The organism is Achromobacter colocynthidis (assembly GCF_057334535.1).
Window position 1 is genome coordinate 1 of sequence record NZ_JBHFIZ010000033.1, and the last position, 24331, is coordinate 24331.

Genomic DNA, 24331 nt, shown 5'->3' on the forward strand with positions numbered 1-24331 from the left:
TGGTTCGTAGCCAGGTACTCTATCCAGCTGAGCTACGGGCGCGCGTTCAAGCAAGCCTTGAATAATAACGTGAATTTTTGCGGCGTGCAAGTTTGGGTGCGGTCAGAAAAGCACTACTCTAATGGCCGCTCAACACAACGGCCTTGAACGTGAAACACCTGCTCGCTGATCTGGAACAGCTAAACGACTTCGACGAAATCATCGACGTGCGTTCACCGCTTGAGTACGCCATCGACCACATCCCCGGCGCCATCAACGCACCGGTGCTGAACGACGAAGAGCGCGTGCGGGTCGGCACGTTGTACACCCAGGTCTCGCCCTTCGAAGCCTCGCGCATTGGCGCCGCGATCGTTGCGCGCAACATCGCACGGCACCTGGAAACCACCTTCGTCGATCGGCCGCAGGGTTGGCGTCCGCTGGTGTACTGCTGGCGCGGCGGCAAGCGCTCGGGCTCGATGACGGTGATGTTCAACATGATCGGTTGGCGCGCCAGGCAATTGAACGGTGGCTACAAACGCTACCGTGGCGCCACGCTGCTTGCCCTGGACACCCTGCCCACCACGCTGCGCTGCGTGGTGCTTGTGGGCCCCACGGGCAGCGGCAAGACGCGCCTGCTGCACGCGCTTGAATCGGCTGGCGCACAGACGCTGGACCTTGAGCACCTGGCATCCCATCGCGGCTCGCTGCTGGGCGCCGTGCCGGGCGTTGCACAACCCTCACAAAAGCGTTTCGACACCTTGCTAGCCGCGCGCCTGCGTGCCTTGGACACCACGCGCCCCGTGTTCGTTGAAGCCGAAAGCCGCAAGATCGGCGCCGTAGCGTTGCCACCCGCGCTGCTGCAAGCCATGCATCAAGGCGCGTGCATTGAAGTGGTCTGCACCCCCGAAGACCGCGCGGCGTTTTTACAGCAGGACTACGCGCAATTATTCGACAACGCCGATTGGCTCAAGGAACAGTTGCAACGCCTGCTTGGCCTGCACAGCCGCGACGTCATCAAGGGCTGGCTACAGATGGTGGACGAAGGCCGCCGCCTGGAGCTGGCAAGCGACCTGATCAACCGCCATTACGACCCGGCGTATGCCCGCAGCGGCCACGCGCACTACACGCAACTGCCGCAAGCCATGCAGATGAGGTTCAGGCCGAACGATGCGGATGTGGTGGAACAGGCGCGCGCGTTGCTGGCGGAGATGCAGGCGGAAGCGATGCAGATAAAAGCGGTGTAGATGAAAGCGATGCAGATAAAGCCGACATGAAAAAACCCCGCAATCACTTACGCGATTGCGGGGTTTTTATCTTCAACGCTGTACTTAAGCCAGCGCCGAAGCTTATCTGGCGGAGACGGTGGGATTCGAACCCACGATGCAGTTTTTAGCCACATACTCCCTTAGCAGGGGAGCCCCTTCAGCCTCTCGGGCACGTCTCCGAAAAGAGAACGAGATTCTAGCACGAATTTTTTGGCCGTTGCCCGCAAACGGGGTCATCATGCAAAAAAACGTGCCGGACTCGCTGCCTTTATTCCTTGGCGCCCGGCGCCTGGTCCAGGCCGAACGCCTTGTGCAGCGCGCGCACGCCCAATTCCATGTACTTGTCGTCGATGATGACCGACGTCTTGATTTCGCTGGTGCTGATCATCTGGATGTTGATGCCTTCTTGCGAAAGCGTCTGGAACATCAAGCTGGCCACGCCCACGTGCGAACGCATGCCGATGCCCACGATCGAGACCTTGGCAACCTTCTCGTCGGTGGACAGCTCACGCGCGCCCACGGCGGGGATGACTTCGCGCTTGAGCAGGTCGACGGCACGCGCGAATTCGTTGCGGTTCACGGTGAACGAGAAGTCGGTGGTGCCGGCCACGGACTGGTTCTGCACGATCATGTCGACGTCGATATTCGCGGCGGCGACCGGACCCAGGATGGAGAAAGCGATACCCGGTTTGTCGGGCACCGCCAGCAAGGTGATTTTGGCTTCGTCGCGGCTGAAGGCGATGCCGGAGACTACGGCGGCTTCCATTTTTTCGTCTTCCTCAAAAGTAATCAGCGTGCCCGAGACCATTTCTTCGTCGAGCGGAATGAGCGGGTCGGTCAGCGAGGACAACACCCGGACCGGTACACGGTATTTGCCAGCGAATTCCACCGAGCGGATCTGCAGCACCTTGGAACCCAGCGACGCCATTTCCAGCATTTCCTCGAAGGAAACGACGGCCATGCGGCGCGCTTCGGGCACCACGCGCGGATCGGTCGTGTAGACGCCGTCCACGTCGGTGTAGATCAGGCATTCGTCGGCCTTGATGGCGGCTGCCACGGCCACGGCCGAGGTGTCCGAACCACCACGGCCCAGCGTCGTGATGTGGCCTTCGGGGTCTATGCCCTGGAAGCCGGTCACGATCACCACGCGGCCGGCGTCGAGGTCAGCGCGCACGCGCGCATCGTCGATGGAGCTGATGCGGGCTTTGGTGAACGACGAATCGGTGCGCACCGGCACTTGCCAACCGGCATAGCTGCGCGCGGGCACGCCTTCGGCCTGCAACGCAATGGCCAACAAACCGCTGCTGGCCTGCTCGCCGGTGGCGGCGATCATATCGAGTTCGCGGCCGTCAGGCTGGGGCGAAATTTCGCGCGCCAGACCCAGCAGGCGATTGGTTTCGCCCGCCATTGCCGACGGCACAACAACAACTTGGTGGCCGGCGGCATGCCACTTCGCGACGCGACGCGCCACGTTTCGGATGCGCTCGACCGAGCCCATCGAAGTACCGCCATATTTGTGAACGATCAGGGACATCTCGTACTCTGGCTGGAAACCCGCCGCAAAGTGGTGACGGGCAAAACCATATATTCTAGCGCGGCGGTAAAAATTTGCTCAATTTGTGCGAATTTACGTTCATTGGGCGGTTATTTTTCCGTGAATTCCTGCGGAAACCACAATCGCTATCCGCGCGGCTCGACCCAGACCCGTCCCCGATGGCAGCGCACCACATGGCCGGCCTGCTCCACCCGCAACTGGCGGTCATGGCCCAGGCTGTGCAGTTCGCGCAATTGGCGCAGCAGGTCGCGCAGGCGCGCGTCCGTGGGCATGCGCGCGCCGTTTTGTTGCAGCCAGAAGCGCAGCACCTGCGCCTGGCGCGCCGGTGACAATTCCCGCCAGGCTTTCAACGAAAAGCTGGCGCCGTCTGCACTCGGTTCCAGCCGCGCAAAATCTTCGCGTGCCACCTCGTCCAGGATCTGGGCGGCTTCGGCCATGGGGGCGGCGTGCCGCGCCACAATGGCGCGCCAGCTGGGCCAGCGGCTGTCCAGCACCGGCGCCAGCAATTCGCGCACGGCGGCGCGTGTGTAGCGCGGGTCGGCATTGGTGGGGTCTTGTACCGGGCGCCAGCCGCAGGCGTTTTCGACCGAAGCGGCGGCCTGCAATATCGTGGCGCGGTCCTGTCCCAACCAAGGACGCAGATAGGTGATACCGTCGCGAACCGAGCGGTGGGACATGGCCGCCATGCCCACCACGCCCGTGCCGCGCAGCAGGCGCAGCAACACCGTTTCGGCCTGGTCGTTGCGGTGATGCGCCAGCAGCACGTGGTTGATGCCCTGTGCCTGCGCAAGCTGCGCCAGCGCCGCGTAGCGGGCGTCGCGCGCGGCGGCCTCGATCCCTTTGCCGGCACCCTGCTCCACCTGCACGCGAGCTTCCTGGACCGGTAGCCCCAGCAAGGCCCCCAAGGCATGGACGTGCCGCCCCCAGTCGTCGGCGGCGGACTGCAAGCCGTGGTGCACGTGCAAAAGCGCAAGATCGATGCCCAATTCGCGCGCCACCGCCGCCGCGTGCACGGCCAGCATGGCCGAGTCGGCGCCGCCGCTCAAGGCCACGCCGATGCGTGCCGGTTGCGCCGGCAAGGCACGCAAGGCCAGTCGCAACGCCGTCAGCAGCGCGGGCGTCAAAGGCAGCGCGACGGACGCGCAACGCAACACGCCCGACTCGGCCGCAAGGGGCGTGTCGGGCGTGGGAGGCGTGTTCATGATGCAGGGCGCGGGCGGCGCGGCCGTGGCGCCGGCCAAGCGGCCAGCGCCTTTGCCTGCGTTACGCGCGCACTTCCTGGTAGGCGCCGTAGGACAGCAGGCGCTGCACGCGCTGTTCCACAAGCTGCTCGGGCGTCATGCCTTGCAATTGGCGCAGGGCATCGCCCAGCGCGCGGCGCAACAGGCGGGCCATGACGCGGGGGTCGCGATGGGCGCCGCCCACCGGTTCGTTGACCACGCGGTCGACCAGGCCCAGGTCCTTCAAGCGCGGCGCGATGATGGCCAGGGCTTCGGCGGCGTCCGGCGCCTTGTCGGCGCTGCGCCACAAGATGGACGCGCAGCCTTCGGGCGAGATCACGGCGTAGGTGGCGTATTGCAGCATCAGCACGGCATTGCCCACGGCAATCGCCAGCGCGCCGCCGGAGCCGCCTTCGCCGATGATCGTGCAGATGATGGGGACCTTGAGCTCGGCCATGGCGTACAGGTTATGGCCGATGGCTTCCGACTGCCCGCGCTCTTCAGCGCCGATGCCGGGGTAGGCGCCCGGGGTGTCTACGAAGGTGAACACGGGGATGCCGAATTTTTCAGCCAGGCGCATCAGGCGCAGGGCCTTGCGATAGCCTTCGGGACGCGGCATGCCGAAATTGCGGGCGGCGCGTTCCTTGGTGTCGCGACCCTTTTGATGGCCGATGACCATGCAGGGCGTGCCGTTGAACCGCGCCAATCCACCAATGATGGATTGATCGTCGGCGTACATGCGGTCGCCGTGCAGTTCGTGGAAGTCGGTGAACATTTCGCGCACGTAGTCCAGCGTGTAGGGACGCTGGGGATGGCGGGCGACAAGGGCCGTCTGCCAAGGCGTGAGCTTGGCGTAGATTTCCTTGGCCAAGGTCTGGCTCTTTTGCTGCAGACGTCCGATTTCGTCGGAGATGTCTACCGCCGAATCGGCCTGCACATAGCGCAGCTGCTCGATCTTGTTTTCAAGTTCGGCCAGCGGCTGTTCAAATTCCAGAAATGTATTGCGCATGTAGTGTGGTTCCGTAGATGGGCTGCCTGGTGTGCATCAGTACTGGACCGGTGTCGGTTCCAGACTGCGCCATAAGTACCAGGTTGCCACGGTACGCCAGGGCTGCCACGCCAGCGAGACTTCGCGAGCCTCGAAGCGCGAGACAGGCTCGCCACTGAAATAGTGTAGCGAGATTGCCTTGAGCAACCCTGGATCATCCAGCGGCAGGACGTCAGGCCGCTGTAGATTGAAAATCAAAAACATCTCCGCCGTCCAGCGCCCAATGCCCCGGATGGCGACCAATTCAGAAATAACGGCTTCGTCGTCCATCGCCGCCCATTTTTCAGGGTGGACGCGGCGCTCGCCGAAGTGCACGGCCAGGTCGAGCACGTATTCGGCCTTGCGTTGCGACAGCCCTGCCTTGCGCAAGCCCTCCAGGCCCACGCGCAGCACGGCCACGGGCGTGGGACGCTTGCCCACGGCTTCGATGAACTTGGTCCAGACGCCGTCGGCCGCCTTGGCCGATACCTGCTGGCCGATGATGGCGCGCGCCAAGGTCACGAACGGCGTGCCGCGCGAGGTCAACCAGACCTCGGGGTGCTGGGGGATGACCTTTTTCAGGATGCGGTCGCGCCGCATCAGATGGGCGACGGCGGTTTCCCAATATTCAGGCTTGGGAACGTCGAGATCGGGGGTGGACATATCGGGCGTATCCACTGGGCTCACGCCCGTCGCCATTGCGTCAAGCCACCGGGCTTGTCATCGAGTTCGATGCCGGCCTCGCGCAATTCCGCGCGGATACGATCCGCTTCGGCGAAGTCGCGGGCGGCCTTGGCGGCGGCGCGGGCGTCGATCAGGGCCTGGATGGCCGTGGCGTCCAGCGTGGCGCGCTGGCCTTGCTCGATGGCCGCCGCCGAATAGCGGGTGGGCGATTGGAAATACGTTGCCGGGTCCTGCTGCAACAAGCCCAACAGGCTAGCCAGTGCCTTCAACTGGCCGGCGCTGCGCGCGCTCTTGCCACGGTTGGCTTCGGACGCCAGTTCGAACAGGGCCGCGACCGCGCCCGAACTGTTGAAGTCGTCATCCATGGCCGCCTTGAAGGCCTGGGCCTGCGGCTCGTTCCAGTCGATGCCCTGGTCGTCGGCGGGCACGTTCTGCAAGGCCTGGTACAGGCGGTCCAGTGCGTTTTGCGCGTCGATCAGGTTGTCGGGCGTGTAGTTCTGCGAGCTGCGGTAGTGATTGCGCACGATGAAGAAGCGCACCATTTCCGCTTCACGCGGGTTCACGCTGTAGTTGGCGTCATCGGTGGCCGGGTTGCCCTGGGCGATGGTTTGGCGGATGGTGCGGAAATTGCCCAGGGACTTGGACATCTTGTCCGAATCAACCATGAGCGGGCCGCAATGCATCCAGACGTTGGCCAGCGTGCCGCCGAACGCGCCTTCGGTCTGCGCGATTTCGTTTTCGTGGTGCGGGAATTTCAGGTCGGGGCCGCCGCCGTGGATATCCAGCGGCAAGCCCAACAAGGATTTGCTCATGGCCGAGCATTCGATGTGCCAGCCCGGGCGGCCCATGCCGTAGGGCGATTCCCATTTGGTGTCGTCGGGTTCCTCGGCCTTGGCCGACTTCCACAGCACGAAGTCCAGCGGGTCGCGCTTGGCCGCGCCCACCGCCACGCGCTCGCCGGCGCGCAGGTCGTCCAGCGTCTTGCCGGACAGCTTGCCGTAGCCGGGGAAGCCGCGCACGGCGTAGTTCACGTCGCCGTCATCGGCCTGATAGGCCAGGCCGTTCTGTTCCAGCTTGCCGATGATGTCCAGCATCTCGCCCACGTATTGCGTGGCGCGCGGCTCGCGGTCGGGCGTTTCAACACCCAGCGCCTGCTCGTCGGCATGCATGGCGGCAATGTAGAACTCGGTGACTTCGCCAATGCGGCGGCCGGTTTCAACGGCGCGGCGGATGATCTTGTCGTCAATGTCAGTGATGTTGCGCACGTAGTCGACGGCCAGGCCGCTGGCGCGCAGCCAACGCTGCACGACATCGAACGACACCAGCATGCGAGCGTGGCCCAGATGGCAGAAGTCGTACACGGTCATGCCACACACGTACATGCGCACCTGACCAGCCTGGGCCGGTTTGAACGGTTCTTTGGTACGCGATAACGTGTTGTAGATTTGCAGCATGGCGCTTATGAAGTGTCTGATTGCTTTCCGCGGCGGAATCGGAAAAAGTTGCTTGGGCGGGACGATACCCGCGCAGCTTGCCGCCATCGGGATAGGTTGTTGCTCTTGGCCTTAGCTCTTGGGCTTAGGCTTCAAAGCTTGGCTTTTGGGGTCAATTACCTTCATGCCGCTCTGGCATAAAGCACTGACTCATAGCGCTCTGGCATAAAGCTCTACCCAACGCCGAACCAAAAACGCAACCGGGGCTAAAATGGCGGTCGTCAAGTATAGCAAGCGGCCCGGTCGCACGTATCAGTGCTGCCCGGCCACGACTTTTAACGGATACCCACGTGACGATCAAGCCGCGTTTTTTTGTCGCCCTGCTCGCCCTGGCCCTTGCCGGCGCGCCGGCTGGAACCGCCCTTGCCCAGTCGATGGCTGGCGGCGGCGGAGCCAACCCGAACGCCACGCGCACCACCCTGGACCCCATTCCGCCCGAAGGCGGCTGGGACGCCCTGGCCAATTTGCTGGAAGCGGCGAAACCCGGCGTCGACACGCGGCTGACGCCGTCGGCATCGCAGATCACCACTCGCATCGAAACGCTGCTGAACCGCGGCGACAACGAAGAAGCACTGGCGATGATCGAAAAGCGCCAGGCCGAAATCAAGGACCAGCGCGGCACCGATGTGCAACTGATGTTCCAGCACGCGCGCGCCTTGGCTGCCCTGGACCGCCCGGGAGAAGCCATCGACATCTATACCGAAATGACCACGCGTTTCCCGGAGCTTCCGGAACCTTGGAATAATCTGGCCGCTCTATATGCCAGCCGCGGAGAACTTGAAAAAGCGCAAGATGCCCTGCAAATGGCATTACGCGCTGACCCCGGTTATGCCGCCGCCCGCGCCAATCTGGGCGATCTGCAACTTCTACTGGCCCTGCGCACCTACAAAAAGGCCGCCAGCGATGGCGTGCCGGGCATGCAGGAAAAGGCTCGTGAAGTCGAAACCATGCTGAAGGATAAACAAGGCAAATGATGTCCCGTTACTCCCCCTTTCACCTGCTGCGCCTGACGGCGTGCTCGTTCGCGCTGGCCGCATTTGCCCCAGCGCTTGTCAGCGCCGCCCCAGCGGCCTCCTCCACCACCACTACTTCTGAAGGCACAAAAGCCATGAGCACCAATCCGCGCGTCAAGCTCGTCACGAACCAAGGCGATATGGTCATCACCCTGGATGCCGCCAAGGCCCCCAAGACCGTCGAAAACTTCCTGACCTACGTCAAGGAAGGCTTCTACAACGGCACGGTGTTCCACCGCGTGATCGACGGTTTCATGATCCAGGGCGGCGGCTTCGAACCCGGCATGAAGCAAAAGCAGACGCATGCCCCCATCGAAAACGAAGCCAACAACGGCTTGAAGAACGACAAGTACACCCTGGCGATGGCCCGCACCAGCGACCCGCACTCGGCCACCGCGCAGTTCTTCATCAACGTGTCCAACAACGACTTCCTGAACTTCACGTCGCCCACGCCGAACGGCTGGGGCTATGCCGTGTTCGGCACCATCACCGAAGGCACCGACGTGGTCGAGAAGATCAAGGGCGTGAAGACCGGCAACAAGGGCTTCCACCAGAACGTGCCCAACGAAGACGTGATCATCGAGAAGGCCGAAATTCTTGAATAAGATTGCCCTGCCCGGCCAGATCTGGCTGGCGTCCGACCTGCACTTGGGGCCGGCCACGCCGGCCACGTCCGAGGCATTCCTGGCATTCCTGGAAGCCGCGCAAGAAGACGCCGCAGCCTTGCTGCTGCCGGGCGACATCTTTGACGCCTGGATCGGCGACGACGTGATCCGCGCCGCGCCACCGTGGCTTGCCACGGTGCTGACGGCGCTGCGCGAGACGGCCGCACGCATTCCCGTGTGGCTGGGCCGCGGCAACCGCGACTTCCTCATCGGGGAAGAGCTGGCCAATGCCGTGGGCGCCAAGCTGTTGCCCGAACCGGCGCTGCTGGAAACGGATTTTGGCCAGGTGCTGCTGACGCACGGCGACGAGTTCTGTACGGACGACGCCGCGTATCAGCAGTTCCGCAAGATGGTCCGCAATCCGCAGTGGCAGTCCGAATTCCTGGGCAAGAGCATTCCCGAACGGCTGGCGATGGCGCAGCAGGCCCGTGGCGAAAGCCAGGCGGCCAACCAGACGAAGTCCATGGAAATCATGGACGTCAATGGCGCGGCCATCGACGCAATCTTCCGCGACACCGGCGTGCGCGTGCTGGTGCACGGGCACACCCACCGCCCGGCGCGCCACGTGCTGGACGTCGACGGCAAGAAATGCGAACGCTGGGTACTGCCCGACTGGGACTTCGACCACGTCTCGCCCCCCCGCGGCGGCTGGCTCACCATCGACCGCGACGGGCTAGAGTTCTACGACCTGGAAACGTAGGATGGGTGTAGCGCGGCAAGGCACGGATAAGAATCCCAATGCCTAACGCGCAAACCCACCAACCAGCGCCCCACCCGTACCCTGCGTGCAGCGCCACCGTTACCTCAGCGCGTAAAGATCCAAGCCGCAACAACCCCGCCGAACACGATTCGGTACCACGCGAACACTCTATACGTATGGTTCGCCACGAACCGTAGCACCGCGCGCACCACCACCATCGCGCTCAGGAATGCCGCGATGAAGCCCACGGCGATGCCCGACAAATCGTGCTGGGTCAGCACGCCGAAGTTTTTGTACATATCAAAAACCGCTGCACCCAGCATCGTGGGCATGGCCAGGAAGAACGAGAACTCCGTGGCCGTCTTGCGCTGAATTCCGGCAATCATCCCGCCGATGATGGTGGCGCCAGACCGCGACGTGCCCGGGATCATCGCAAAACACTGCGCCACCCCCACGCCCAACGCCTGCTTCCAGGTGATCTGCTCCAGCGTGTGCGCCGACGCCCTTTCATCGGATGCCGTATCGTCCGCCGCGCCCGGCGCATCGCCCGGCGTGTGGTGGGTCTTGCGCTCGACATACAGCATGATCAACCCGCCCACCACCAGCGTCACGACCACCACGCCCGGGTGATAGAACACCGACTTGATCGTCTTGATGAAGATCGCGCCGATGACTGCCGCCGGCAGGAACGCGATGATCAGGTTGCGGGTGAACGCGACCTCGCTCGCCACGCCGGTCAGCGTGCCGCGTATCAGCTGAAGCAGCCGCGCGCGGAATACCCACATCACCGCCAGGATCGAGCCAAGCTGGATCACCACCTCGAACACTTTGCCATCGCTGGACTGGAAATTGATCCAGTCGCCCACCAGGATCAGGTGGCCGGTGCTGGACACGGGGATGAACTCGGTCAGGCCTTCAAGAATGCCGAGGATGAAGGCCTTGATCAGGTAGAGCGCGTTATCAGTCACGTTGGATAAGGGTCCGGTTAATCGTTGGCCAGGGGGGCTTCGTCCGACAGCATTTCCTGCGGCCGCTTTTCAACGCGCACCAGCGCGATCCGGCGCCCGTCCATCTCCAGCACCTCGAAGCGGAAATGCTGGTAGTGAATTTCGTATTCGCAAACATCGCCCGGCTTGGGCAGGTGGCCGAAGCGCGACAACAGGTAGCCCGCCAGGGTCGAGAATTCCTGCGCGTCGTCGACCAGGCCTTCGGTTTCCAGCACCTGTTCAACGTGGTGCAGGTCGGCCGCGCCGTCGATCTTCCAGGTGTTGTCGCCGTCGGCCACGATGTCGGGCAGTTCGTCCTCGTCGGGGAACTCACCGGCAATGGCTTCAAACACATCAATCGGCGTGACCAGGCCTTCAATGGCGCCGAACTCGTCAGCCACCAGCACCAGTTGGCCCCGCGAGCGCTTGAGCGTGTCCATCAGGCGCAGAATGCCGATGGACTCGTGCACGATGATCGGGTCGCGCAGGCGGTTGCGGCGCACGCGGCCTTCGGTGATCAAGTCCGCGACCAGGTCCTTGGCGCGCGCGATGCCCAGCACCTCGTCCAGCGAACCCCGGCAGACCGGGAAGAAACTGTGGGGCGCCTCGGTCAATTGGTGGCGAATCAGGTCCGGGTCGTCATCAATATTGATCCACGACACATCCGTGCGCGGCGTCATGATGGACCGGATGGAACGTTCGGCCAGGGTCAGCACCCCGCTGACCATGTTGCGCTCTTCAACGCCGAAGGCCGGCATGGCCGGGCCGTCCATGTTGGGCAGGTCGGCCTCGTCGCTGGCGGGCGGGCGCTTGCCCAGCATGCGCAGCACGGCCGACGCGGTGCGTTCCCGCATGGGACGACGGGCGTCCAGCTTGAGCAGGTTGCGGCGCGCCACCTGATTCAACGCTTCGATGGCCACCGAGAAGCCGATGGCCGCATACAGATAGCCCTTGGGCACCTTGAAGCCAAACGCTTCGGCCAGCAGCGAGAAACCGATCATCAGCAAGAAGCCCAGGCACAGCACCACCACGGTGGGATGCGCGTTGACGAAGCGCGTCAGCGGCTTGGAGGCGATCAGCATGATGCCGATGGCGATGACGACGGCAATCATCATGATGGCCAGGTGGTCCACCATGCCCACGGCCGTGATGACCGAGTCCAGCGAGAACACCGCGTCCAGCACCACGATCTGCGTCACGATCACCCAGAAGCTGGCGTACACGCGCGGGCCTGACGAGCCACTGTGAAACCCGCCTTCCAGGCGCTCGTGCAGTTCCATCGTGCCCTTGAACAGCAGGAACAGGCCGCCCACCATCAGGATCAGATCGCGGCCCGACGGGGACAAGGGGCCCACCGAAAACAAGGGTGTGGTCAAGGTGACCAGCCACGACATGACGGACAGCAAACCCAGGCGCATGATCAGCGCAAGGCTCAACCCCAGGACGCGAGCGCGGTCGCGTTGCTCGGGGGGAAGCTTGTCCGCCAGGATGGCGATGAATATCAGGTTATCAATGCCCAGGACGATCTCAAGGACGACCAGGGTAAGCAAGCCGACCCACGCGGCGGGGTCCAGCAGCCACTCCATCAGGAGCTCCAGAAGTTACACGACCGGTAATCGTACATGGAAAATTCATGACATGCCGGTGACGCGCCCCCGTCCGTTTGCCTGATGGCCATTGGCTTTGCGCCATGCGCGGGGCTTGCCCGAACGCATCGCGCCAAAAAAAAACCGGCCCGAAGGCCAGTCTTTTTTGAAACCGGATTCATGCCGGATTCATGCCGGAATCAGGCTGCCGACGGCGGGTTCAGCGAGCCCAGCATCTGCGTGAAGATCTTGGGCGTGGCGGCCAGCACATTGCCGCTATCCATCCAGCCTTGCTCGCCGTCGAAGTCGGCGATCAGGCCGCCGGCTTCCAGCACCATCAGGCTGCCGGCCGCCAGATCCCAGGGCTTCAAGCCCACGCCGCAGAAGCCATCCAGGCGGCCGCTGGCCACGTAGGCCAGGTCGAGCACGGTGGAGCCCATGCGACGCACGCCGGTGACGTTTTCCGCCATATGGCGGAAGCGCTGCGAACCCTGTTCAGGGTCGCCGGCGTTGGGCCAGTGGGCGCCCAGCAGCGCTTCGTGGTACCGAGTGCGGCCCGAAACGCGCACGCGGCGGTCGTTCAAGAAGGTGCCGCTGCCACGGCTAGCCGTGAACAGTTCGTTGCGCGAGGGGTCATAGATGACCGCTTGCGTCACTTGGCCGCGCTGCGTCAGCGCGATGGACACGGCGTAGTTGGGCAGGCCGTGGATGAAGTTCGTCGTGCCGTCCAGGGGATCGATGATCCATTGGAATTCAGCCTGGTCGGGACCTTGCAGCCCGAATTCCTCGCCCAGCACGGCATGGTCCGGGTAAGCGGCATGCAGGGTCTCGACGATGGACTCCTCGGCGGCGCGATCGACTTCCGTGACATAATCGCGCGGCCCCTTGCGAGCCACGCTGAGTCGTTCCAAATCCATGCTGGCACGGTTGATAATGGTGCCGGCACGCCGGGCCGCCTTGATGGCGATGTTGAGCATCGGGTGCATAAAATTCCGTACGTATGCGGTGGGTTCGCGTGATGATAGGCCACTTGCCGCCCCCCGGATCCATCGTCGCCCCAACGGGGAAATCGACCCAAAAAACCAGGAAGGCGTGAAGCCAAACGCGCCATTTTAAATGACTCAAGCATTTTCACGTGTTCGCTTCATTATGGTGAACCCCAGCCACCCCGGAAACGTGGGTTCGGCGGCCCGTGCCATCAAGACAATGGGCTTCTCCGAATTGGTCTTGGTGGAGCCTAAATTTCCAGATGTAACCACCCAGCCTGAGGCCGTGGCCTTGGCCAGCGGCGCGCTGGATGTGCTGGAAAACGCTCGCATCTACCCCTCATTGGAAGAAGCGCTGGCCCCGGTGACGATGGCCTTCGCCCTGACCGCGCGGGTGCGCGACCTGGGCCCCCCGCCCTGCGACATCCGGCAGGCGGCCGACCTGGCCCGCGCGCATCTGGCCAGCACGGCCGAGGGCGTGACCGCCGTCGTGCTGGGCACCGAGCGGGCCGGCCTGACCAACGCACAGATCGCGCTGTGCCACCGCATCTGCCACATTCCCGCAAACCCCGAATACAGCTCGCTCAACGTGGCCCAGGCGCTGCAACTGGCCGCCTGGGAGTTGCGCTATGCGCTGCTGGTGGAACAGGGCGCCGCCCTGCTGCCCGCCTCGACCGCGCAGGAACCGTCGCGCGGCGCCGAGCCCGCCTCGGGCGAGGCCGTGCAGGCGTTCCTGGCGCACTGGGAAGAGGCGTTGGTCGGTGTGCAGTTCCTGGACCCCGCCCATCCCAAGAAGCTGATGCCGCGCATGCGGCACCTGTTTTCACGCCCCGCGCTGACCCGTGACGAAGTGGACATGCTGCGCGGCGTCTGCACCGCCATGCTGGCCACGGCACGCAAAGGCCAGACAAAAAAATAGGGATGGGCGCAATGCCCATCCCTGGTTCTGGTCAGCCCCGGCGGCAAGCCTGCCGGGGCAATCCAGGCATCAGTCCACCTTGGCGCCCGAGGCCTTGACCACCGGGGCCCAGCCGTCGACTTCCGACTTGATGAACGCGCCAAATTCGGCCGGCGTCGTCTTCACGCCCACGGCGCCCAGCTTCTCATAGCTGGTCTGCACGGAGGGGGTGTCCAAGGCCTTCTGCATGGCGGCGTTCAGCTTGTTGATCACTTCCGGCGGCGTACCGGCCGGCGCCAACAGGCCAAACCACGACGACACGTCGAAACCCTCAAAGCCCGATTCCTGCATCGTGGGCAGGTCCGGCGCGCTCTTGGAGCGGTCGGTGGTGGTCACGGCCAGAGCGCGCAGCTTGCCCGTTTGGGCGTGCGGCCAGGCAGACGGCATGTTGTCGAACATGAACTGCACCTGGCCGCCGATCAGGTCGGTCATGGCCGGGGCGCTGCCCTTGTAAGGCACGTGCAGGACGTCGATGCCCGCCTTCATCTTGAAGAGCTCGCCCGCCATATGGATGGACGTGCCGCTGCCCGACGAGGCAAATGCCAGCTTGCCGGGGTTTTTCTTCGCGTAGTCGACCAGTTCCTTGACCGACTTCACCGGCACTTGCGGGTTCACGACCAGGATGTTCGGCACTTTCGCGCCGAGCGCCACCGGGGCGAAATCCTTGGTCAGGTCGAAGTTGACGTTCTTGTACAGCGTCTGGTTGATGGCGCTGGTCACGGCCACGAACAGCAGCGTGTAGCCGTCCGGGTCGGCGCGCTTCACCTGGTCGGTGGCGATGTTGCTGCCGGCGCCCGGCTTGTTTTCAACCACGAACGATTGGCCCAGGGACTCGGTAAGTTCCTTGGCCATGATGCGGGCAATCACGTCGGTGGTGCCACCGGCGGAAAAACCGACCACGATACGGACGGGCTTGTCTGGGTAGGCGGCGTGTGCGGAACCCATTGCGAATGCGCTTGCGGCGGTGGCCAGAAGGGGGGCGGCGAAACGCCGCAGGCCAGGCTTTTGACCTGTAGTCATAGTGTCTCCGTGCAGGTACTGTCCATTAGATGGACGATTTGAATTATTGGATGACGCATTTTGATCTATACACGACGGTTGCATCAAGGTAGAGTCCACGCTACGGACAATGGTTTTCCCTTGACCGTTCCGGAATAACCCTAGCTTTTTCAGAGATTTGCATGCCAGACAGTGATGCCGCGTCAGCAGGCCCACGGACTTTGCGGCGCGGACTGGCCGTGCTGGCCGCCCTGCGCGACCAAGGTCCCGATGGCCTCAGCGTGACCGATATCGCCCGCTTGACGGGCATACAGCGCCCCACCATTTACCGCCTGCTGGCCGCCCTGCTTGATGCCGGGCTGGTGCTGCCGGTTACGGGCACCAAAAAGTACCGCGCCCAATTGGCGGTGGACCCCGACACGCGCTCACGCGATCCGCGCGTGCGCCAACTGCTGCCGGTGCTACGCCGCCTGGCCGACCGCACGGGCGACGCCGTCTTCCTGGTGGTGCGCGAAGACGACGATTCCATCAGCCTGCATCGCGAGATCGGCAGCTACCCGGTGCAGATCCTTGCCACCTATGCCGGCAAGCGTCAGCCGCTGGGCGTGGGCTCGGGCGGCATGGCCTTGCTGGCCGCGTTGCCGGACGACCTGGCGCGCGGCATCGTGGAACGCAATTCGGGCCGGCTCGACGAGTACGGCGGCATGACGCCCCAGGAAATGTACCGGCTGATCGACAACACCCGCGCGCGCGGCTATTCGGTGGTGGGCAACCACGCCGTGCGCGGTGCGCTGGGCGTGGGCTGCGCGCTGCTGGACGCACACGGCTCGCCGCTGCTGGCGGTGAGCGTCACGGCCATCATCGACCGCATGCCGGCCCAGCGCCAGCGCGAAATCGCAGGCTGGATCAAGGCGGAATTGGCGCGGCTGGTCATGCAGGCCTGATCTCCCCCTGGCCAGATAAAAAACGGGCGCCTGGATGAACCGAGGCGCCCGCTTGCATTGAAGACCCAACGAAGGCGATCAGGCCGCCGCGTCGGCGTTGCCCGCCGTCTTGGGGTTCTGGATTTCGCGCAGCGGAATCGGCGGTTGGAAGCCGGCCGCTTCCAGCGACGTGCGAATCTGCTGGTACAGGCCCCAACGCAGATCCCAGTACTTGCTGCTTTCGGCCCAGACGCGCACGTTCACGATGACGCCGCTTTCCTTGTATTCGAACACCTTCACCTGCGGTTCCGGGTCCTTCAGCGCATCCGGACGCGCGGCCACGATTTCGTTCAGCTTGGCCAGCACCGCGTTTAGATCATCGCCATAGCGCACCGGCACCGGGATATCCAGACGACGGGTTTTGTTGCGGCTGTAGTTGATGATGGTGGCGTTCCATACCGTGCTGTTAGGCAGGGTCAGATGAATGCCGTCCCCCTGGACCAAGCGGGTCAGGAACAGGCCGACCTCTTCCACCGTGCCTTCGGAGCCCGAACTCAGGGCCACGTATTCACCGGCGCGGATAGGCCGCAGAATCAGCAGCATGATGCCGGCCGCGATGTTTTGCAGCGTGCCTTGCAAGGCCAAACCGACAGCCAGGCCGGCGGCGCCCAAGACCGCGATCAGGCTTGCCGTCTGTACGCCAAAGCGCGCCAGCACCGCGATCACCGTGAAGATACGCACCGCCCAGACGACCGTGCTGTAGAACATCGGCACGATGGTCGGATCGATCTTGCTGGACCGTGTGGCGGCGCGTCGAACCCAACTGCCCAGCAACGACGACACCCACCAGCCGATGATCAGGATCAACAGGGCGACCAGCAAATTGATGCCCATCTCCACCAGCCTGGGGGCCCAGGCGTTGAATTCGTTCAAGGCGTCTTCCATGGAATCTCCAACAAAAATGACAACCGAAAACTGTATCAGATGGCGGATACGCAAAGGGGCGCGCCGCAGCCTGGCTATGTCAAGCTTTGTAAGCGATGCGGCGGGTGCTTGTCAGCTTGTTTTTCAGCCTGTTTTTCAACCTGCTTTTCAACCTGCTTTCAGGCCGCAACGATGCGGAAGTGGTTGTCCCAGGACTGTTCGCGCGACGGCGGCAGCACCGGCGTTTCATGGCCCGCGGCATCGGTGCGCAACATGGCGCCCAAACCGCTGCTGACCAGAAAGCCGGCTTGCGGCGCGGGCGCCACGCCGCAGCCGTCGGCCAATTGCGTTGTGCCCAGGCAGCGGCCGCTGGCCGCATCCCAATAGATCACCTGCCCGCCCACGGGGCTGGACGTGGCGATGATGCTGCCCGCCGCGTCCACCGATACCGAGCCCACGTAGTTGCGCATGTTGCGCAGCGTCTCGGCCGGCCCTTCGAACAGTTCCAATGCCGCGCCTCGGCGATGTCGTCCCACCAGCGCGGGCCGGTCGGCGGCGGGCCCCATGTATTGGCAGCCGAACCACACGCAACCATCGCCCGCCAGCGCCAGGTGCCGGATCGACAAGCGATGCAGCGCGGGCGCCAGTTCTACCTTTTCCAGCAGTTGGCCGCTGGCCGCGTCGATATAGGCCAGCGACGGCCGCATCGTATCCAGGTTGAGTTCCAGCTTGCCGTAATCGGGATGCGTCAGGATGCCGCCATTGGCCACGCACAGCGTTTTGCCGTCGGGCATCAGCACGACTTCGTGCGGGCCGATGCCGCCCGAGTCGAATTCGCCGACGCGCCGCCACGCCCCGCCCGGCGAGGCATCGTAAATGCCCAGCACGCCGCGCCCGCCCTCGAAATCATTTTCCGTGGAGACCAGCAAACGTCCGCCATCCACGAACGCGCCATGGCCGAAGAAATGGCGTTCGTCGGGCACCGGCAGCGCCTGCGGCTCGCCGCCCTCGCGCAACGAAAACGCCACGGCGAAAAAGCCCGGTTGGCGACCGAACACCACGGCGCGATTGCGGGCGGAATCAATGGCAAAGCTGTGGCCGCGAGCGGGCATCGGCACCACCAGGCGGTCGTGCCCGGCCTCGTCCAGCAGCACGGCTTCGTCACGCCCACCGCGCTTGCGCGCGCTCAGATACAGCGGGCCGCCGTCGGCGGGCAACGCCGCCCGCGCGGCGGCGGGCGACAGGCCCAGCGCCACGGCCATCGACAAGAAGCGGCGGCGGTCAATCACCATCAAGCGCATTGAATCCGATGGTGACGCCCAACGCGGGCGCCAGGTTTTGGTCGACGATGTCCTTGGCGTTCTTGATGGTCAGGGAAGCCAGCACCAACAAGCGACGACCTTCTTCGGTTTGCAGCGCCGCGTCCAGCGGCACCGGCACGGCTTGCAGGGTTTGCGCGGCGGCCTGCAGTTCGCCACGCACCGAGCCGTCTATCCACTCATCGCCCGCCGGTAAGGGGTACGCGCCAGCCTGGTAAAACGCCTTCAGGCCGTCCAGGTTCGCGGCCAACAGGCGCGTGGACAGCCCGCTGCGCCAGAATGCCGCGCGCTTGGGCCGCGCGGCATCGGGCGACTCGCCCAGCACCGGCAAGATCTTCACGTCGCGCGCAAATTGGAGGCCGGTCGACAAGGCCTTCATGGCTTCGGCCGCCACTTCCTGCGAGTTGCGGTACAGGTCGTTGCCCGACTGCGGCTTGGCGAACTGGCCACCGAAATCGCCCTGCGCGCTCCAGGCCTGCGCCAGATCGCGCGATATCGTGGCGACGTTGGCGGCCACCGCGCGCGCATAGCCGCACGCGTAGGCGAAGGTGGGCGCGGTGCTTTGCGTGCTTTGCTTCAACAGCGACGGGTCGCCGTACAACACATATTCCAGCGCGGGCAGGCCTTGCACCGCCACGCTACGGCCGGCCAGCGCGCCCGGCGCCAGCAAGGCTTCGTCCTTGGCAGCAATCAGTTGCTGCACTTGCCGGGGCATCACGCCGCGCGTGTCGGGCCAAAAGGCCAGCCGCTCAAAGCGGTTGGCCTGCACCAGCGGCCCAAAGCGCAGAATCTCCACGCCCGACCAAGCCAGCGCCAATTGCGTGTAGGCCTCGCCCACACGCGCCGCGCCAGCTGCATCCGGCTTGGCGCACCAGCCGCCCAGCGCGCCGTCCAACGCGGCGGCAGCATCCACCATCTTGCCCACGGCCGGACGCGCGTAATCACGCGCCAGCCGTTCGCCCAGGTCAGCCGGCAGGGTGGCTTGAGACCCGGCTTGCGACTGGGCTTGCGCGCTCATCGGTACTACCAAGGCGGCCGACAACGCCAGCACAGCCGCCAGGGCAGGCTTGAACACAGCAGGCTTGAACCCGGCAGGCAAGAACCGGGTCATTGCAGCGTATCGGGTCATCAAGGCGTATCGGGCCATTTACAGCGACTCCAGGAAACGGATCAGATCGGCGCGCTCTTCAGGCGTCATCGCCACCACGCGATCGCGCGAGGGCTTGCCCGCGCCGCCATGCCACAGCACGGCTTCCAGCAAGGTGCGCGCGCGCCCGTCATGCAGCCAGGTGGCCGACGGGTTCACGGTCTTGGTCAGGCCAATGCCCCACAGCGGCGGCGTGCGCCACTCGCGGCCATTGGCCTGGCCGTCAGACACGCCATCGGCCAGGTCGTCGCCCATGTCGTGCACCAGCATGTCGGTGTAGGGCCAGATCAGTTGGAAGCGATGCTCCGGCTGCTTGGCGTTGCGGCTCGTCACGTACTTGGGCACGTGGCACGCCACGCAATTGGCTTCATAGAACAGCTTCTTGCCCGCCAGCACGCGCGCGTCGTCCGCGTCGCGGCGCTGCGGCACGGCCAGGTTGGTGGAATAGGTGGTGATGAAGTCCATCAGCTTGGCCGGCACTTCTTCCGGACCAAAGCGCGGCTGCGCCCCGTGCGGCATGTCCAGGCACTGCTTCTGCGCGGGCGTGCAATCGCCCGAATGCTTGGGGAACATCGGCGTGGACAAGCCCATGTCGTTGGAGAACGCCGCGGCGCTCTGCTGTTCGACGGTAGGTTGGCCGGCCTTCAGGTTGAAGCGCCCCAGCGCGCGCTTGCCGGTACGCGCATCGGTCACCCAGTTGGGCTTGCCGACGATGCCATCGCGCTTGTCCGCCCCCACGTTGGCCAGGATGTCGGCTTCGTGGATGGATTCCAGCAAGCCCAGGCCGATCATCGGCGGCGCCAGGCGTGGCGAGATCTGCGTGTCGGCGCGCATCGGGCCGTAGCCGGGGTTTTCGATGCGGTAAGTGGGCTTCATCAGCGTGGCGGTTTCGCCGCCATTCAAGGCCACCGGAATGGGCTCGTATTCGATCTCCATGCGGCCTTCGGCGGGCAGCCCCGCCACCGCGAAGTTCTGCAACTGCACGCCGTAGACGGGTTCGGGCAGCTCGGCGATTTCGCCCGGGGCCAGCTTGGGGTGGCCACGATCGGGGCCGTGCGGCACGGCCAGGCGCAACAGCAGCGCCACGGCGTCCGTGCGTTCCAAGGGATCGAACCCGGGCACCGTGCCGCGTCCGTCCTTGGTATGACAGGCCTGGCACGAGCGCGCGTTGAATAGCGGGCCCAGGCCATCGGACGCCTGCGTCGAGGCAGGCGCCGACACCCAGTCCTTGCGGAACAGGCCATTGCCAACCTGGAATTCCTGGCGGCCCTCGAAGCTCATGTTGGCCGAGGGCTGGGAAAAGATATCGGCGTTGATCAGTTTGTTGGTGGTCGCGGCGCCCGCCTGCATGGTTTCAAAGGATTCGACCTTTGAAAAATCGCGCGTGGGCGCGGTGATGGCGGTGACGCGCTTTTGGTCTTCGGGCGTAAGGTCATCACGTCCGGCAGTCACTTCAGTGGCGGCGGCGCCGGCATGAGCCGACGCCGCCAGTACGGCGGCTAGTACGAGTTTCACTTGAATACGGCGTCAGGTTTGTCCAGGCTGTCGGAACCTTCGATGGCCACCTTGCCCAGCTCAAGCAGCGTGATCACGCGCTCCAGGCTGCGGGTTTGGTCCACCAGGCGGTCAATGGCGGCCTGCACCACGGCGTTGCCTTCCTTGTTGCCGTCCGCAATCATCTGGTCGTAGGTTTCGACCGTTTCAGCGCGGGTCTTCATGGCCTGCATGGCGGCCACGGTGGCGTCCAGCTTGGCGCGCACTTCGGCATCCAGCTTCGGATCGCGAGCCTTGACCAGTTCGGACAAGCTTGCGCCCTTGACCTCTTTGCCGTCGATGCGGGTGTAGGTGCCCAGATAGACGTTGCGGATGCCGATCTGGTCGTAGTAGTGCGAGTTGTGGGTGTTGTCCGAGAAGCAGTCGTGCTCTTCTTCGGGGTCATGCAGCATCAGGCCCAGCTTCATGCGTTCGCCGGCCAGTTCGCCGTACGACAGGCTGCCCAGACCGGTCAGCATGGCAATCAGCCCTGCCTTGGGATCTTCTTCGACGGCCTTGCGCGCGGCGCCGTCCTTCTTCCAGTTACCCACCATTTCTTCCAGGTCGGTCACCAGCAGATCCGTCACGGCCTTCAGGAATTCAATGCGGCGCTCGCAGTGGCCGCCCGTGCATTGCTTGGTGTCGAAGTCCGTATGCGGGCGGTTGCCCGAATGGCGTTCTTGCGGCGTGCCCTTGCGGTCGGCCGGCGCGGGGCCAGAGCCGTTCAGGTCCTGGCCCCAAAGCAGGAATTCGATGGCGTGATAGCCCGTGGCCACGTTGGCCTCGTTGCCGTCGGCTTCGTGCAGCACTTCAGACAGCAGTTGCGGCGTGATCTTGCTGACGTCCACCGTCTTGCCGCCCACCGAGATCTTGGAATTGGCGATGACGTTGACGGCGTAGAAGGCGTTTTCGTCGTTTTCGGTACCGTAGGAAGCGTCGACATAGTCGATCAGGCCTTCGTCCAGCGGCCAGGCGTTCACGCGGCCTTCCCAGTCGTCAACGATGGGGTTGCCGAAGCGGTAGGCCTCGGTTTGCTGGTACGGCACCCGGGCCGCCAGCCAGGCTTCGCGCGCGGCCTTCAGCGTGTCGGGGCTGGGCTTGGCGATCAGCGCGTTGATGGCCGTGCGCAGCGTCTTGGCGGCGGTAAGCGAGTCTTCATAGCCCGCCAGCGCCAGATCCGAATAGGTGGCGACCACGGCGCGAGGCTCTGCCGCCGCGTGGGCCGTTCCCCCGAATACCGCCGCGGCCAGCACCGCTCCCAACAACAACTTGCGCATCGACTTTCTCCCGTGACTCGAACGGTATCCGCCCCCGCGGCGGGCCGTTCCGACTTCAGTTTTGAGGATGCGAGTGTAAACAATTTTCGTTTGATATTCAGCCCAAAGTCAGATACCTGACACTTTTTTGAACGGCTTTCGCGGTGAAATCCGCGCAATATCAAGGGCTCGCCGCTACTATCCGGCAATCTCTCTTCCCTCGCGTTATCCATGGAACTTCGACAACTCCGCTATTTCGTTCGCGTGGCCGAACTGGGCAGCATCGGCCGCGCGGCGCGAGACCTGGGCGTGGTCGCCTCGGCGCTAAGCCAGCAGATCAGCCGGCTGGAAAGCGAACTGGCGACGCGGCTGCTGATGCGCACGCACACTGGGGTTGTGGCCACCGCCGCCGGCACCGCTTTCTTGCGGCAGGCCCGCTTGACGCTGCGGCACGCGGATAACGCCGTGGCCGCCGCGCGCGAGGCCCGGCTGGCCGGCATGGTCAGCGTAGGCTTTGCGCCCACCACCGCGTCACTGCTGGCCAAACCGTTCTATGCCGCCATGGCCGAACGCTATCCCAACGTACGGCTGCATCTGGTGGAAGGCTTGTCGGGCAACCTGGGCGAGCAGCTTGGCAGCCGCCGCCTGGACCTGGCCGTGCTGTTTCAGAACGACAGCGGCCAGGGGCGCAGCGCCATCCCCGTGCTGGATGAACGCTTGTTCCTGCTGGCCCGGCGCGGCATGGTTGCGCTGGCCGATGGCGAGCCCACCACCATTGCCGAATTGGCGGGCCTGCCGCTGGCGGTGACCAGCAAGGCGCACGGCCTGCGCGCCTGGGTCGAAGCCGCCTTTGAACGCGCGGGCATCGAACCCTGGATCGGGGGCGAGGTAGACGGCCTGACGACCCTGATGGATCTGGTGCAGGCCAACCCCATCGCCACCATCCAGCCCGGCGCGGCGGTCGCGCGGGCCGAGGCGGGCCTCTTGAACATGCACCCCATCGACGACCCCTTCCTGTACCGGCGCAACGCCGTCTATTGCATCGACGAAGAGGAATTGTCGCCCGCCGCGCTGGCCGCCCGCGTGGTGCTGGTGGACGTGATGCGCGCTCAGGTGCGCCATGGCGCCTGGCCCGGCGCCACCCTTCTGGATTCGTGATGCCCCCATGCCGGGTGCATGGCTAGGCCGCGGTAAGTCACACGGATAAAGTGGGTTCATGGACGCTGCGGCATCGTGCCACGGCCAAGGACCTTCTTGATATCCGATGACGACTGACACCCGACGCCCGGGCGTGTTACCCCCCGGTGTACTTCCTATCTCTTCGATGCGGCCGCACTGTTCCGAACAGGAATGGCAGGCCCGCGTCGACCTCGCCGCCTGTTATCGGCTGGTCGAACACTACGGCATGGCCGACATGATGGCCAACCACATCTCGTCGCGCGTGCCGGGCGAAGACAACGCCTTCCTGATCAACCCCTACGGGATGATGTACGAAGAGATCACGGCGTCCAGCCTGATCAAGGTGGACCTGGACGGCACCATCCTGGCCAAGCCCGACTTTGGCGACCTGGACTACGGCATCAACAAGGCCGGCTACGTGATCCACAGCGCCGTGCACGCCGCGCGCCATGACGTGGACTGCGTGATCCACACGCATAGCTGGGCGTCCATGGCCGTGGCCTCGCTGGACTGCGGCCTGCTGCCGCTGACGCAGACCGCCATGCGTTTCCTGAAGATCGGCTATCACGACTACGAAGGCGTGGTGCTGGACCTGCAAGAGCAGCAATCGCTCTTGCGCGACCTGGGCCAGGGCGAGGCGCTGATCCTGCGCAACCATGGCGCGCTGACCGTGGGCCGCACGGTGGGCGAGGCCTTCAACTGGATGCACCGGCTGGAACTGGCCTGCCGCGCGCAACTGGCGGCCATGGCCACGGGCTCGCCCCTGCGCGCCGTCAGCCCGGCCGTGCTGGAAGAAACCTGGAACAACTATCAGCCCGGCACGCGGCGCCCTTACGGCGTCATGGAATGGCCGGCCCTGCTGCGCAAGCTGGACCGCATGGACCCGAGCTTTCGGAGCTGACTAGCTAAAGATTGACTGAAGCCCCCCTTTTCA

Annotated in this window: 22 protein-coding genes and 1 tRNA gene; 8 read left to right on the forward strand and 15 right to left on the reverse strand. The window is 64.4% G+C overall.

The features are described 5' to 3' along the window. The first annotated feature begins 149 nt into the window (after positions 1 to 149). Positions 150 to 1223, forward strand: a complete 1074-nt coding sequence (gene mnmH, locus ACE04A_RS15345) for a tRNA 2-selenouridine(34) synthase MnmH (protein WP_448718117.1) — start codon at positions 150 to 152, stop codon at positions 1221 to 1223. A gap of 107 nt (positions 1224 to 1330) precedes the next feature. Here the strand turns inward: mnmH and ACE04A_RS15350 are convergent. From ACE04A_RS15350 to cysS, 6 genes are all read right to left on the reverse strand, one after another. Next, positions 1331 to 1423, reverse strand: a tRNA-Ser gene (locus ACE04A_RS15350). 89 nt (positions 1424 to 1512) lie between these two features. Beyond that, positions 1513 to 2778 carry an aspartate kinase gene (locus ACE04A_RS15355; RefSeq protein WP_259245952.1) on the reverse strand — a complete coding sequence of 422 codons (1266 nt, stop codon included), beginning with the start codon at positions 2776 to 2778 and terminating at the stop codon, positions 1513 to 1515. Between the two features lie 146 nt (positions 2779 to 2924). Continuing rightward, a complete protein-coding gene (gene tilS / locus ACE04A_RS15360; protein WP_485820287.1) occupies positions 2925 to 3899 on the reverse strand; it encodes a tRNA lysidine(34) synthetase TilS in 975 nt (324 codons plus the stop codon). Positions 3900 to 4062: 163 nt separating this feature from the next. Continuing rightward, positions 4063 to 5028, reverse strand: a complete 966-nt coding sequence (locus ACE04A_RS15365) for an acetyl-CoA carboxylase carboxyltransferase subunit alpha (RefSeq protein ID WP_259245950.1) — start codon at positions 5026 to 5028, stop codon at positions 4063 to 4065. Positions 5029 to 5064: 36 nt separating this feature from the next. Next, positions 5065 to 5709 (reverse strand): DNA-3-methyladenine glycosylase family protein, encoded by a 645-nt coding sequence (locus ACE04A_RS15370; RefSeq protein WP_259245949.1) that lies wholly within the window; start codon positions 5707 to 5709, stop codon positions 5065 to 5067. A gap of 20 nt (positions 5710 to 5729) precedes the next feature. After that, the gene (gene cysS / locus ACE04A_RS15375; protein WP_485820273.1) at positions 5730 to 7184 is read right to left on the reverse strand and encodes a cysteine--tRNA ligase; all 1455 of its coding nucleotides are present in this window, start codon (positions 7182 to 7184) and stop codon (positions 5730 to 5732) included. A gap of 329 nt (positions 7185 to 7513) precedes the next feature. Between cysS and ACE04A_RS15380 the strand changes: the two genes are divergently transcribed. The 3 genes from ACE04A_RS15380 to ACE04A_RS15390 all read left to right on the forward strand — a co-directional run bounded on the left by ACE04A_RS15380 (position 7514) and on the right by ACE04A_RS15390 (position 9601). After that, positions 7514 to 8197 (forward strand): tetratricopeptide repeat protein, encoded by a 684-nt coding sequence (locus ACE04A_RS15380; protein ID WP_259245947.1) that lies wholly within the window; start codon positions 7514 to 7516, stop codon positions 8195 to 8197. Positions 8198 to 8331: 134 nt separating this feature from the next. Next, positions 8332 to 8841, forward strand: a complete 510-nt coding sequence (locus tag ACE04A_RS15385) for a peptidylprolyl isomerase (protein ID WP_006225507.1) — start codon at positions 8332 to 8334, stop codon at positions 8839 to 8841. Continuing rightward, positions 8834 to 9601 carry a UDP-2,3-diacylglucosamine diphosphatase gene (locus ACE04A_RS15390; RefSeq protein WP_279997024.1) on the forward strand — a complete coding sequence of 256 codons (768 nt, stop codon included), beginning with the start codon at positions 8834 to 8836 and terminating at the stop codon, positions 9599 to 9601. Before ACE04A_RS15385 ends, ACE04A_RS15390 begins: the two co-directional genes overlap by 8 nt. Positions 9602 to 9705: 104 nt before the next feature. Here ACE04A_RS15390 and ACE04A_RS15395 read toward each other — a convergent pair whose 3' ends face one another. The 3 genes from ACE04A_RS15395 to ACE04A_RS15405 form a co-directional block, all read right to left on the reverse strand. Beyond that, on the reverse strand, positions 9706 to 10569 hold the full coding sequence (locus ACE04A_RS15395; protein ID WP_100856638.1) for an undecaprenyl-diphosphate phosphatase: 864 nt from the start codon (positions 10567 to 10569) through the stop codon (positions 9706 to 9708). A gap of 17 nt (positions 10570 to 10586) precedes the next feature. After that, a complete protein-coding gene (locus tag ACE04A_RS15400) occupies positions 10587 to 12173 on the reverse strand; it encodes a TerC family protein (protein ID WP_100856639.1) in 1587 nt (528 codons plus the stop codon). A 200-nt stretch (positions 12174 to 12373) separates the two neighbouring features. Then, entirely contained in the window at positions 12374 to 13159 is a 786-nt protein-coding gene (locus ACE04A_RS15405; protein ID WP_259245941.1) for an inositol monophosphatase family protein, read from the reverse strand. 130 nt (positions 13160 to 13289) lie between these two features. On the opposite strand from ACE04A_RS15405, the gene ACE04A_RS15410 reads away from it, so the two are divergent. After that, a complete protein-coding gene (locus tag ACE04A_RS15410; RefSeq protein WP_279997023.1) occupies positions 13290 to 14078 on the forward strand; it encodes an RNA methyltransferase in 789 nt (262 codons plus the stop codon). A 69-nt stretch (positions 14079 to 14147) separates the two neighbouring features. Here ACE04A_RS15410 and ACE04A_RS15415 read toward each other — a convergent pair whose 3' ends face one another. Beyond that, positions 14148 to 15137 (reverse strand): Bug family tripartite tricarboxylate transporter substrate binding protein, encoded by a 990-nt coding sequence (locus ACE04A_RS15415; protein ID WP_485820274.1) that lies wholly within the window; start codon positions 15135 to 15137, stop codon positions 14148 to 14150. Between the two features lie 161 nt (positions 15138 to 15298). Here ACE04A_RS15415 and ACE04A_RS15420 point away from each other — a divergent pair, with 161 nt between their 5' ends. After that, the gene (locus ACE04A_RS15420; protein ID WP_100856643.1) at positions 15299 to 16060 is read left to right on the forward strand and encodes an IclR family transcriptional regulator; all 762 of its coding nucleotides are present in this window, start codon (positions 15299 to 15301) and stop codon (positions 16058 to 16060) included. Positions 16061 to 16138: 78 nt separating this feature from the next. Here ACE04A_RS15420 and ACE04A_RS15425 read toward each other — a convergent pair whose 3' ends face one another. The 5 genes from ACE04A_RS15425 to ACE04A_RS15445 all read right to left on the reverse strand — a co-directional run bounded on the left by ACE04A_RS15425 (position 16139) and on the right by ACE04A_RS15445 (position 22239). Continuing rightward, positions 16139 to 16984 (reverse strand): mechanosensitive ion channel family protein, encoded by an 846-nt coding sequence (locus ACE04A_RS15425; protein WP_100856644.1) that lies wholly within the window; start codon positions 16982 to 16984, stop codon positions 16139 to 16141. Positions 16985 to 17142: 158 nt separating this feature from the next. Further along, positions 17143 to 18255, reverse strand: a complete 1113-nt coding sequence (locus tag ACE04A_RS15430) for a DUF1513 domain-containing protein (RefSeq protein WP_448718110.1) — start codon at positions 18253 to 18255, stop codon at positions 17143 to 17145. Next, positions 18245 to 19300: an imelysin family protein gene (locus tag ACE04A_RS15435; protein ID WP_259249212.1), complete on the reverse strand. Its 1056-nt coding sequence runs from the start codon at positions 19298 to 19300 to the stop codon at positions 18245 to 18247. Before ACE04A_RS15435 ends, ACE04A_RS15430 begins: the two co-directional genes overlap by 11 nt. A gap of 129 nt (positions 19301 to 19429) precedes the next feature. Next, entirely contained in the window at positions 19430 to 20944 is a 1515-nt protein-coding gene (locus ACE04A_RS15440; RefSeq protein WP_279997021.1) for a di-heme oxidoreductase family protein, read from the reverse strand. Continuing rightward, positions 20941 to 22239, reverse strand: a complete 1299-nt coding sequence (locus ACE04A_RS15445; protein ID WP_100856647.1) for an imelysin family protein — start codon at positions 22237 to 22239, stop codon at positions 20941 to 20943. Before ACE04A_RS15445 ends, ACE04A_RS15440 begins: the two co-directional genes overlap by 4 nt. A gap of 210 nt (positions 22240 to 22449) precedes the next feature. Between ACE04A_RS15445 and ACE04A_RS15450 the strand changes: the two genes are divergently transcribed. Both ACE04A_RS15450 and ACE04A_RS15455 read left to right on the forward strand, forming a co-directional pair. Continuing rightward, positions 22450 to 23376, forward strand: coding sequence for a LysR family transcriptional regulator (locus tag ACE04A_RS15450; RefSeq protein WP_485820275.1), 927 nt, complete (start codon positions 22450 to 22452; stop codon positions 23374 to 23376). Between the two features lie 106 nt (positions 23377 to 23482). Continuing rightward, positions 23483 to 24298 carry a class II aldolase/adducin family protein gene (locus ACE04A_RS15455; protein ID WP_259245935.1) on the forward strand — a complete coding sequence of 272 codons (816 nt, stop codon included), beginning with the start codon at positions 23483 to 23485 and terminating at the stop codon, positions 24296 to 24298. The last annotated feature ends 33 nt before the right edge of the window (positions 24299 to 24331 follow it).